Genomic DNA, 13,108 nt, shown 5'->3' on the forward strand with positions numbered 1-13,108 from the left:
TAAGTAAGTTTAGAATTCAAGAGAAAAACCACCTCTGTATACTGCTGAGATTGGATAGTTAGCTCTATCAACACCTCTTAAGAAGATACTTTGTGATCCTACTTCTGGATCGAAACCTGAGTAATCTGTGAAAGTGAATGGGTTTTGAGCACTTACATAGAATCTTAAGTTGTTCATCTTCATTCTTGATACGACCGCTTTCGGTAATGTATATCCTAATGAGATGTTTTGAATTCTTAAGTATGAACCATCTTCAATGAAGTAATCTGAGAATGTACGAGTGTTATAGTGCTCGATTTGATCTCTTGGCATTGGAATATTTGAAGTAGGGTTACTTGGTGACCAAGCATTTACTAGCTCACCATTTCTCTTTGTTAAGTAAGAGTAAGCTCTTGCACCGTTGTATACTTTCGCACCCATTGAAGCGAATAATTGTACACCTAAATCAAAACCTTTGTAAGCAACATTTAAGTTAAGACCTGCTTCCCACTCAGGAGTACCAGAACCCATGTACTGACGATCTTCTTGGTCAAGCACACCGTCACCATTTGTATCGATATATTTTAAGTCACCCAATTGAGCAGAAGGAATCATTTCTTGGTAAGCAGCTAACTCTTCAGCTGTTTGGATTGTTCCATCTGTAGGGATCAAGAAGAATGCACCTGCCGTGTAACCTGGTCTTAAGAATGTTGTAGGCTCACTATCTCTACCAATGATGGGCTTACCACCTGAGATTGATTCAACTGATGGAGCAAGTGAAATAACTTTGTTGATGTTTCTTGTAAATGTACCGTTAACTGAGAATTTTACATCACCAAAACGATCATTATAACCTAAAGCAATTTCAATACCTTCGTTTGATAAGTTACCCACGTTTTGCCATACTCTGTCATAACTGTTGGTAGAAGTAGCACCAGTTGATGGAGGAATCTGAACCGCTAATAACATGTCTCTTTTATCGTTCTTATAAACATCTACTGATAAAGTGAAACGACCTTCGAAGAACTCACTATCTACACCAATGTTTTGAGATACGTTTGTTTCCCAACGAATAGCTCTGTCTACGAATGTTGGAGCGATAGCACCAAATTGTAAGTTGTCACTTCCTTCTCTACCTAAAGCGTAATCAACTTGTGGAGTTACGATCGATTGGTAAGGTAAGTCAGCCATTAAGTTGTTTAGCCCTTGACCTGCTTTATCACTACCCGTTTCACCATAACCATATCTAATTTTTAAAGCAGATACGTAAGGTTTAATAGGCTCCCAGAATTTCTCTTCCGATACATTCCAACCCGCAGATACTGAAGGGAACACCCCCCATCTATTAGACTCATGGAATCTTGAAGAACCATCACGTCTTATCGAAGCACTGAACAAGTAACGATTGTCGTATGCATACTGAACACGACCTAACATACCGATATTCTTATTTTCAGAGTATCTTTCATCCGCTGCAATAAGTTCGTTGGCAGCACCGATTGATTGTGTGTCATTACTAGGGAAGTCTCTTGCTTGTACAAAATGTCTACTACCCACTGAAGTTTCAAAAGTAACACCACCTACGAAACCGACTTTATGCTTACCAAATTTTCTATTGTAAGTAGCAGTATATTCTTGGATTGTACGTGTATATTTGTAATCTGTATATCTCAATTGAGCAACAGGGTTTGAAGCATTTACTAAAAGTAATCCGTCTTCATCACGAATAGAGTAAGATGGTTCAAATAATTTCTGATTATTATAAGAAACTGATCCACCAATGTTAGCATTCAATTTGAATCCTTTAAATAATTCATAGTTGATACGCGCATTACCATTGTAACCACTGATTGCTTGTTCGTTAACTTGATTTAATTTACCAATAAAACGACCCATGTTTTCAGGGTTAGCACCTGGTACAACTACATCTGTCTCACCAGAGTCTACACCACGTAAGATTGGAGCTTGCTTGATTGCATCATATTGTAAACCCCAAGGTTCTTTGTTGGCCATACTGTTGTTAAGGCCCATGTTTACTTGGAACTGAAGCTTACCTTTCTTGTAAGTAGTATTTGCTCTTACAGTTTGACGTGCATAATCTGAACCCACTAAAACACCTTGCTGATCAAAGATTGTACCTGTAATATTGTACGTAAGGTTACTTGTACCACCTGAGATTCTTAAACTGTGGTTTTGCATTGGAGCCATATCGTTTTGAAGCTCGTTCATCCAGTCCGTATCATAATACAGACCATTTTTGTTTTGCTCCAAAGGATTAAACTTACCCGTTTCCTTCAATAAGTTCGATAACTTGTTGATGTAAAGGTGCTCGTTTGTGTTGGCTAGGTTGACACCTGAAGTAATTTTCTGAACACCGTAGTACGAATCGATGTTTACTTTCATTTGTCCCGCTTTACCTCTTTTTGTTGTAATCAAAATTACACCGGCAGAGGCTCTTGAACCGTAAATGGCCGCAGATGCACCATCTTTTAGTACCTCTAATGATTCAATCTCTTGAGGAGAAATGTTAGGGTTAGAAGTATACGTTACTCCATCCACTACATATAGCGGTTCAGAACCACCATCTTGGAAAGAAGTCACACCACGAATGGTAATCGTAGAGTTTGCACCTGGAGAACCACCAGCAGATCGAACACTCACACCGGCCATTTGACCTTGAAGTGCTGTACCGATATCTGACGTTGCTAAACGGTCAAGGTCTTCTGCCTTTACTTGAGCAATTGAACCCGTTACTTCACGTTTAGATTGTTCACCATAACCAATTACTACTACTTCCTCTAATGCTTCAGTATCATAAAGCATTGTGATGTTAAATGTAGTTCTGTCACCTACATTAAGTGTTTGGGTAGCGTAGCCAATAGAAGTGATTTCTAGAACACTTTCTTTGCTAGGGACTTTTAATTCAAACTTACCATTAAAGTCAGTTACTGTACCAATAGTAGTTCCTTTTACGATAACGTAAGCTCCAATTAGGGGAGCTTGCTCTTCATCAATCACAGCACCTTTAACAATGAGGTCTTGTGCAAAAATTTGGATTGAAGAGAGTAATACTAGCAGAAACGTTCCGCCTAAGTATTTGAATAGATTTGCTTTTGTATAATAACAATTCATAATCTCTACATACTAAGATTTAAAAATTCAATTCATTTATCATTGACAGTTCAAATCTAGATTGTTAATTTTTCATAAGTGTTAAAAAAACCATTGTAAAATCGGGGGTAAAAAATATTGTTAACCTTCTGTATTTGTATTTAAACCGCGATTTAAATTATACACCCCCTATATGTTTAAATGTTTTGTCAGTGTGTTGGTATTGAGTGTAATTTGAGAAATACCAATGAACGATTATAAAAGAGTGAAGAGTGTAGTTTTAACCATAATTCCGAATTTTATACTTTCACTTTCAATATTTGTTCATAAAAATTAAGTTAAAACTTAATAATCTGAGAGGCGAAAAATAATTTATTTTATCCCTTATGGTTTACGGGTAGACACGGATCGGTCTACCCATAGCAACTTCTTCGTATAAAGTCATAGTACATTGTAAACTAAATTATCGTCAACTTTCAATCCGTATTTCTACTAGATTTTATAGGGCCTACTTTCAAACTTTCTTCTTCTTCATTTTTGTCTTGAAACAAAAACGAAGCAAAAAATTCAAGGCTTAGAAGTCAAAAGCTAAATTTCATTCCTCTCGCCTAAATGATTTTAAACTCGCTGCTCTCAAACAGAAAAATCATTTTTAACGACTCAATTCATGAAATTCTTAACGCTTTTCCCTTCAAGGCCGAAGAAGATACTACTAAATGATTGTCTGATTATATTTCAAAAGACAAAGGTTTTAATAATAATCTTCTAAAATGTAGTTCTGTAGGGACGTTTTATTAAAACGTCCTCGCGAACCACAGTACACTACCATTTATCCTTCTTAAAAGGAATTAAATTAATTAACGAAAATTTAGTTTACAGTGTACTTAGAACAGGTTTAGAATATAATACTAACCTCACACTCTTAAACAATATCTTCCAAAATGTCTGATGTTTCACCCTCTGTTGAATTTTCCTTTAAATAGGCTGAAGGAGGAATACCAAATTCTTTCTTAAAGCAATTTCTAAAATACTTTAGGTCATTAAAGCCTACTTCATAAGTGACATCACTGACACTGTATCGTCCTAACTTTAACATTTGGGCTGCTCGTTTTAGGCGAATATTTCGGATAAATCCTTTTGCGGTCTGTCCAGTAAGGGCTTTTAACTTTTGATTCAGTCGAATTGGCGTTGCACCATATTCGGAGGCTAACATATCTACTGTAAATTCAGAATCAGAAAGGTTTTCCTCTACGATATTGACTAATTTTTTCAAGAATTTCTCATCAATAGATGTGTAAGTGATCTCACTTGGTTTAACATCCACTTTTGTTCTGAATTTCTTCTGCTGATTTTTTCTGTTTTCAATCAAAGAGTGCATTCTAGCCAGTAAAACATCAGAATTGAAAGGTTTAGTGACATAAGCATCTACACCATATTCATATCCTTTTAATTTACTCTTTTCAGAATTCTTTGCCGTCAAAAGAATAATAGGAAGGTGACAAAGTTGATCGTCATCACGAATACTCTTTGCCAGTTCGTAACCGTCCATAATTGGCATCATAATGTCAGAAACCACAAGGTTAGGCATTATTTCCTTGGCAATTTGTAACCCTTTTTGACCATCTTCGGCGAGATACACATCATAGTCATCCTTCAAAATACCTTTGAGTAATTCACGGATTGAATAGTTATCGTCTACTACTAACACTTTGGCTTTGGCAGAAACTTCCAATTCATCCTCCTCCTGCTGTTGTTGCTCTAAAACAAGAGTTTCATCTACTAAAGGAGTGACATTGATTTCATCAATTTCCTCACCTGCGTAGTCTTCTTTATGCAATGGGAATTCAAGATAGAAAGTAGTGCCTTTGTTGAGTTCACTTTCTACTTTAATGGAACCATGATGTAAGTCTACTAAGCTTTTGGTGAAAGCCAAACCAATACCTGTACCTCTATTTTTTGCCTTTTTAAGATTGCTTACCTGATAAAAACGGTTGAAAAGGTAATCCAATTTTTCTTCAGAAATACCGATACCAGTATCCTGCAGCTTGATTTTTACTTTATTTTCGTCTTGTGTCAGTGAAAGATTAATTTCACCATCATAAGTAAATTTAAAAGCATTCGAAAGTAAATTATACAAGATCTTTTCAAGCTTATCCGTATCCATATAGCCATGAATATTGTTGGAGGTCACTTCATAAGTAAAGCTAATGTTCTGGTGTTCAGCAAACTCTTTGAAAGAGTGATGCACCTGATCAAGGAACGTAGACCAATTGCCCTTAGAGAGCTGCAACTTCATTTGTCCTTGTTCTACTTTTCTAAAATCTAATAGTTGATTGACCAAACGCATAAGATGTTGTACGTTTTTGAAAATCATCTGATAGCTATTTTCTCTTTCACTTGATGACAGCTTGTTCCCTTTTTTGATAAGTTGTTCGATCGGGGTGTGAATCAACGTTAGCGGCGTACGCAACTCATGAGAGATATTGGTGAAGAACTGTAACTTCAGTTGGCTTAAGTCCTCTAATTTTTCACGTTCAAACTTCTCCATTTCCAACTGACTTTTCTTTCTCGCCGTGATAATTGTATAGCGAGAGAAGAAGAAAGTGATGGATAGTATAAATAGAACATAAAGGATTTTTGCCCACCAGCTCCACCAAAGTGGCGGAAGTACTTTCACTTTTAAAGTAATTGGATTGGGGTTCCAAACATTATCTCCATTCGACGCTTTTACATACAAAGTGTAATCTCCTGGAGAAAGGTTGGTGTATTTTGCCTCTCTTTGTTCCACATCGGCCACCACCCAATCTTTATCAAAACCTTCCAACTTATATTTGTAATGATTGTTTTCTGAAGCACCATAATGCAAAGAAGCGAACTTTACAGAGAAACTATTATGACTGTATTGTAATTCAATTTCTTCAGTGGTTTGAAGAGAAGAAGAAAGTACTTCATGTCCTTCAAACTTATCATAAGTATTGATTTTTTTGTTTAAAATTTTCAGTTCAGTGAACATTAAATTCGCAATGGTATTATCATCAATGATTTCATGCGGTTTGAAAATATTGATTCCATTCACTCCCCCGAAAAGTAATTCACCGTTCTTTAATTTAACAGCGGCTAACTCACTAAACTCATCATCTTGAAGGCCATCTGAAACGTCGAGGTTTTTGATCGCACGAGATTCAAGGTTGATCTTGCTTAAACCTTTGTTGGTCCCTATCCATAGATTTCCATATTCGTCTTCTAAAATTGACTTAATCACATTGCTAGGAAGACCTTCTTTATTGGTGATTCTTTCAAATTGCACATTTTTCAATGGCATTTTGTCTGGATGGAATACGTTCAATCCACCGCCCATTGTACCAATCCAAATTTCTCCATTGGAAGCTTCAAAAATTGGTAATATATAATTGTAGCTTAAACTTTTGGGATGTTCTGCCTTATTTTGGATGACTTGAAATTGAGGTTTATCTTTTGATTTTTCTTCTTTTGAAAGAAAAGCAACCCCTTGATTAGTACCAATCCATAAATTTCCTTTACTGTCTAGTGTTAAACTACGGATAACGTCAATAATGTCATCATCCTTATCCAGGATTTGAGGAAACGACCATTGCATTTTACCATTTTCTTGAACGCCTTTGACCAACCCTCCACCGTAGGTTGCCATCCATAAGATAGAGTCACCATCATTGACCAGGTCAAAAGTAGCATTACCATGACCGATAGGGTGGAAGAGGCTTTCAAGTAATTTTTCTTCAAGTTGAGTGGCTTCATCAATCTTGATAGCTAACGTTTTATAAGGGTAGCCGATCCCAAAAATCATCATGTCTTTGAAATATTCAATGGCATATACCACATTCTGAGATTTTTTATTAGGGGCAATGTTGATCGTTTTTACCTGATGATCTTCAATCAAGTTGATGCCACCACCTTCAGTACCGATCCAAAGTCTTCCTTTTTTATCTTCAAAAACAGATCTAATCTTATTGTATTTGAGGTCTGTTGAGTTATCTCCCTTTTTAAGATGTCTGAATTTTTTTCTTCTTGGGTTAAACTTATTGATACCGCCACCATTTGTGCCAATCCAAATTACACCAAGTTGGTCAGCATAAAGAGACGTGATGATATTGGCTGTGAAATACTCATTATTGTCACTGTTGTAAAAATCTACAAGTGTAAGTTTCTCACCAATAGCATCCCATTTCATACGGTAGAGTCCATCTCCAGCACCTGCCCATATTATTCCTTCTTCATCATTATAAATATGTTCTGCTTTGATGTCAGAGACTTTTTTGAATTCTCCTTCACTATCACCTATTCCTTTGACTTTCAGTTGGTAGATGCCATCGAAATAGGAGATCAGTAAACAGTTTTTACCTTCTGTTACCGAAAAAACACTATTGTCAAATCCTTTATGAAACTTCTTGAAGATACTAAACTCACTCTTTTCTTTTGGGTTAATTAAGAGTTGCATTCCTTTTTTACTTCCTACCCATAAATTCCCTCTTTGGTCTACAAATAATCGTGTGATGTAATTAGAAAGAATACTTTCGTGATTGTGTGGGTTATGATAATATTTATTGACTTTAATTTTATCTCGCGTAACGAACTTACTTTCGATCTTGTTGAGCCCTTTGGTATTTCCAAACCATAAGTTACCATCATGATCTTTCACCATTGTAGAGATATTATTATCCGTCAACAGCTTAGGACTTTTTTTGGTGTTCGCAAAAAAGGTGAATTTTTCAGTTGTTAGGTTAAAGCGGAACAATCCTGCATCAGCAGATCCGATCCATAAGTTACCGTGATCATCTTGTATAACGGTTGTAATAAGGTTAGAAGGCAACGTGTGCGTGTCCATTCTGTAGTTCTTAAACTCGTAGCCATCAAAGCGACTTAGACCGTCATTAGTTCCGATCCATATCATGCCATTTTCGTCTTGAAAAACGCAATTAATGTCATTTTGGGAGAGCCCTTGTTTAGTAGTGTAATGTGCAAATACTGGAGTTTCATCAAAAGCTTTTGACGGAACAACAATAAATAGCAGCAAACAAGTCAGTGGCAAAATATACGTTAGAAATCGTAGATATTTTGCAGTTTTTGATAGTAAATTCATTTCAAAGTAATAATAAATCATCTAATTCTTCTGAAGTCCAAAAAATACTTATACAAAGTAAGTAAATCCCCCTTCGGTACCAATACCGAGAGAGAAAAGAATAAATATACACCCCGTTTAGCCTAAAATATTTTCCTTCAAATCTTCATTTCGTCAATGTGAGGGATGTTTTGACTAAAAGAGAGGTCATTCAGGAGAGGGAAATACTAAAAATTCATATTTACAAAAAACACCCTCTTTCAACTTACCTATTATCTATGGTATGAATTTAACTAATCGTAATAATTATTCATAAAAATGGTGCAAATTTATCTATTCTCAAATTATGGCCCCTCTATTTGAAATGATAATTTCCATACTGTCTAATCAATCAATTATAAATTTGAAACAATGATAAAGCACGCTTTTATCTAAACAAGACAAACAGTTTTGAGAGAAAGATAATATCAGTTTTATAATAATCTGACATTATACAATAAGGTAGGCTTAATATAATGATTACTTAAGAAAAAATTAGATAGTATGAGAAATGTAGTAATTTTAATTATGGCTGCTTTCCTTGGGGCTTGCTCCGTACAAAAGGAAAATGCAGTAGCTGGTAAAGAGGTTTTTGAACCAAACTGGGAATCTCTGCAACAGTATGAGGTGCCCGATTGGTTTCAAGATGCAAAGTTAGGAATCTTCATTCACTGGGGAGCGTATTCAGTGCCAGAATATGGATCAGAATGGTACCCTCGTTTGATGTATATGGATAGTGTGGAGTGGAGCCCTAAAGGCGAAGCGAAAAGAATCGGTGCAACATCTATGAATAAGTATCATGTAGAACACTTCGGAACATTGGACAAGTTTGGTTATAAAGATTTTATCCCAATGTTTAAAGGAGAAAACTTCGATGCCAAAGAATGGATTGACCTTTTCCAACAATCAGGAGCGAAATACATTGTACCTGTTGCAGAACACCATGATGGCTTTGCAATGTACAAATCGAAGCATACGCGTTGGAATGCAGTAGACATGGGACCGAAGAAAGATATCTTAGGAGAGTTGACAAAAGAGGCGAGAAGTAGAGATCTTAAAATTGGTGCTTCTTCGCATTATGCCTTCAACTGGAACTACTTCACTTATAAGGAGGGTTTTGATACAATGGACCCTCAATACAGTGATTTATACAGCAGACCACATGATCATTATGCTCCAGCAGATCAGGAATTCTTGACACATTGGTGGGACAGAACAAAGGATATTATTGATAGCTACCAACCGGATATCTTATGGTTTGATTTTTATATAGACCGTGAGGAATTTATGCCTTATCACCCCAAGTTAGCGGCTTATTACTATAACAAAGGTATTGAGTGGAAAAAAGACGTAGTACTTCAAACGAAAAATTTCAAAATGGTAACATTCCCAGAAGGAACTCACGTTTTGGATATCGAAAGAGGTAAAATGTCGGATATCAACCCTAAAGTTTGGCAAACAGATACTTCTATTGGTAAAAACTCATGGGGTTATGTGAAAAACTGGATTTCAAAAGATGCGAATACATTGATTGACGATTTAGTAGATATTGTAAGTAAAAATGGTTGTTTATTGTTGAATGTTGGTCCAAAAGCAGATGGTACAATTCCAGAAGACCAAAAAGCAATCTTATTAGAGATTGGTCAATGGTTATCAGTGAATGGAAAAGCAATCTACGGTTCAAGACCATGGGAAATCTATGGTGATGGTCCTACAAAAGTAGCAACAGGTCATCATACTGAAGGTAAAAATGAAGACTTAACAGCTGATGATTTTCGTTTCACTACTAACGAAGGTAAATTATATGCTATCTCAATGGCATGGGCTTCGAATGGAAAAGTGAAGATCCCTGTATTGAACAAGGAGTCAGAATATGTTACTTCAGGTATTAAGAAAATTAAATTATTAGGAAATGATGGTGCGCTTGATTTTACCCAAGATGAAGAAGCATTAGAAATAATGCTTCCTTCTCAAAAACCTTGTGAACATGCATTTGTTTTTGAGATTGAATTCGAGGACAAAAGTCAAATCGCTTTGAAATAGATATTTTAATAAAATAATACGAAAGCTGTTCTTCTTTGAGGGACAGCTTTTTTTGATGCAATTATTTCACATACCAAGCCCAAACCATCAACAGTGGATGAATTGGGAATAACCTTAGCCAAGCCACCCACATCGGTGTACACAAACTAGAGTGCCCGACACATGCTCCTTGTTGTATAAAAAATACATGTGAGGGAATAAACGCAATCAACATCAAAATAATAAGGAAGACTGCAATTCTTCTATACCTCGGAAGAATAACACCTATGGCTAATAGTACTTCGGCGACACCGCTGACCCAATTGATCATTTCAGGTTTTGGTAGATAAGAAGGGATCAGCGGAAGGTAAAATTGCGGATGTACAAAATGATTGATTCCTGCAATCAGATAAAAAATGATGAGAAACCACCTTAAGGTTATTTTTACTCGTTGATTTTGAAAAAGTTGCATTATTGATTTCAATTTGAATCCGTCTGACTTAGCATTTTATATTCAGCATACTAACTAGCAATCAGTAAAAAAGTTTTTTAATGAGGTAATGCTGTATTCCTTCCCTTCCATCAATTCTTGTTTTGTAATACATTAAAATGTAAATTGAATCTGTCTTTCAACCATCTAACAGCAAACTATTTTTTGAAAGGGAGTTGAAAGCTTTTACTAATGGATATATGCAATGGTGTTTATACTTGAAATTTAAGGGGTATACGTAATTGTTTATATTTAATGTTCCAGCCAATTAAGAAAGAATAAAAAATGAAGCATATACTAACACTTGGAGATTTAGATAGAGGAACCATTCATACAACAATGGAAACAAACGGATATACCTCTAAAACTAAGTTGCTAAAATCAAGTATCAAGAATTGGTGGACGATAATTGACATTTTGAAAGCAGATGAGAATAAGGAATTGTTGGTAATGGGAAAATTTACAGAATATGTTTTATTCCTTTTCAATTTAGATGAATATAAAGAAGTAGGACAAGAATTGTTGAATTTAATCCAAGAGAGAAAGCATCTTATTTTTATATATCACAATAACTTCTTTGGCGATTTTAGTTGTATCAAAAAGAACCTCTGGACTGATGAGGTTTTAGAAGTTGATGATGAAGGAGATTTCATCGGATATCGAAAGGTTGATAATAGCTTAGAGGCATGGTTAATAAAATATCAAGATAAGACAAGTCCTAAAGAATATTTGATTAAAGTAGCTAACTTTATTCATAGAATAAATAAGCAAGGTCTAAATATCATTCCTTACAGAAAGCTTGTTGAGATAGAAATTGCTGGGCAAAAATTCATTGAGAGTATTGATCAAGGTTTACTTTTTCAATTATATGTGCCAAAGCAAAGAATATGGAGTGATGAACTCGATAAATTCATAGTAATGTTCAGGGACTTCGCTTCGAATGTAACTGATGATGATGTCAAAGTAGTCCAAAATAGAACTGACAGAGGAATTACTTTTTCAATTTATTCGGCAAGTAAAAAAGTTAATTCTGACAATATCGAAGAACTGTTTAACGAGTTCACAAAATTTCTTGATTTATGTGTGCAAGACCCTAAATCAGCAATTGAAGTTTTAGAATCTACAACACAAATTCCAAAAGAATCCATACCTCCTTTAATCTCTAAATATTCAAAAGAGGCAAAAAGGTTAATGGTTGACATGAAACATGAAAGAGAACGTAAACTATTACTAATAAAACATGAATTAGAAAATGACATTTCGGAAGTTGAAATTGGTATTGACGTTGCTGAATTACTAAATAATAATCTACCAATGTTGAACACACCAAGCGACTTATTAAAGAATGGAAATTATACTCAAAACCAAACAGTTATTTTAAACCCTCAATACATAAATAAAGTTGAGGGAATAGTGTCAAGAGAAATTCATGGGAATATTGATTTCACATTCGAGGATAAACAACTAAGCGAGATAATAGAAAAATATGCAGAAGATAAAGCAGAATTGGCTTTGTTAAAATCTTCCCATAATGAATTGAAAGATAAATCATTACCCAAGTCAACGAAAACAGTCGCTTGGCAGAAGCTTCAAAAATTTTTAAACAAAGCAGGTGAGAAAATTGGAGATGTTGGTGTCCATCTACTTAAAAAGTATTTAGAAGGACAATTGGATTTATAAAAAGAAAACTGGCTGGAACAAAGCATAAAATGTTCATGTGCCCTATGCGAGCACACGCCATTTATGCAAACCGTTAGGGCACATGCGAAAACCACAAATAGAATATGATAATTACAGATAATATATTTAATCCTTTAGCAGTTGAATTACAAGATGCAAAGTCTATTTGGATTGCTTCAGCTATGATTAGCAAGCATGGTTGGAATTTTATTCAAAAAAATATTACGAAAGATATTGTTCAACATTATCTTATTGGAATTGATTTGGCAACTGATCCTTTTGTTTTTGAAAGTATTTTATCTGATTTGAATATAAACGCCATGATTTACGAGTGCAAATATACTTTTCATCCAAAAGTTTATATTGTTAAAAAAGCGGATGATTCATTAGTTGCTTTTGTAGGTTCTTCAAATACAACTTCTTGGGGACTTGAAAAAAACATAGAAATGAATTTTCGTATAGAAGATCAAACTGAATGCAATAAATTAGTAGATTGGTTTGATAAATTGTATACTGAAGGTTACCTTATTACAAAAGAATTTCTTGATGATTACAATGAAAAGTACGTGAACACCAATCAAAAAAGAAAAGAAATTGAAAATGATACTAATTATTTAACTGAGCTTTCGCTCTTTTAAAATTTTGATTTTTCATTATTTGATTTAAAGTCGATCTTTATTCTATGAAAAGAT

At 34.9% G+C, this 13,108-nt stretch carries 6 protein-coding genes; 3 read left to right on the forward strand and 3 right to left on the reverse strand.

The annotated features are described in order from the left end of the window. Window positions 1-9: 9 nt before the first annotated feature. Together IC221_RS10450 and IC221_RS10455 are read right to left on the reverse strand one after the other, a co-directional pair. Window positions 10-3,111 (reverse strand): TonB-dependent receptor, encoded by a 3,102-nt coding sequence (locus IC221_RS10450; RefSeq protein ID WP_188168922.1) that lies wholly within the window; start codon window positions 3,109-3,111, stop codon window positions 10-12. A 901-nt stretch (window positions 3,112-4,012) separates the two neighbouring features. Continuing rightward, a complete protein-coding gene (locus IC221_RS10455) occupies window positions 4,013-8,206 on the reverse strand; it encodes a two-component regulator propeller domain-containing protein (RefSeq protein WP_188168923.1) in 4,194 nt (1,397 codons plus the stop codon). A 522-nt stretch (window positions 8,207-8,728) separates the two neighbouring features. On the opposite strand from IC221_RS10455, the gene IC221_RS10460 reads away from it, so the two are divergent. After that, window positions 8,729-10,267 carry an alpha-L-fucosidase gene (locus IC221_RS10460; protein ID WP_188168924.1) on the forward strand — a complete coding sequence of 513 codons (1,539 nt, stop codon included), beginning with the start codon at window positions 8,729-8,731 and terminating at the stop codon, window positions 10,265-10,267. A 61-nt stretch (window positions 10,268-10,328) separates the two neighbouring features. Here IC221_RS10460 and IC221_RS10465 read toward each other — a convergent pair whose 3' ends face one another. Then, complete coding sequence (locus IC221_RS10465) at window positions 10,329-10,718, reverse strand: MauE/DoxX family redox-associated membrane protein (protein WP_188168925.1); 390 nt, start codon at window positions 10,716-10,718, stop codon at window positions 10,329-10,331. 303 nt (window positions 10,719-11,021) lie between these two features. Here IC221_RS10465 and IC221_RS10470 point away from each other — a divergent pair, with 303 nt between their 5' ends. Both IC221_RS10470 and IC221_RS10475 read left to right on the forward strand, forming a co-directional pair. After that, window positions 11,022-12,416: a hypothetical protein gene (locus tag IC221_RS10470; protein WP_188168926.1), complete on the forward strand. Its 1,395-nt coding sequence runs from the start codon at window positions 11,022-11,024 to the stop codon at window positions 12,414-12,416. 104 nt (window positions 12,417-12,520) lie between these two features. Then, window positions 12,521-13,054 (forward strand): phospholipase D-like domain-containing protein, encoded by a 534-nt coding sequence (locus tag IC221_RS10475; protein WP_188168927.1) that lies wholly within the window; start codon window positions 12,521-12,523, stop codon window positions 13,052-13,054. Window positions 13,055-13,108 lie beyond the last annotated feature (54 nt).

It is taken from the genome of Flammeovirga sp. EKP202, assembly GCF_014534745.1.
In the GTDB taxonomy this organism is placed as follows: domain Bacteria; phylum Bacteroidota; class Bacteroidia; order Cytophagales; family Flammeovirgaceae; genus Flammeovirga.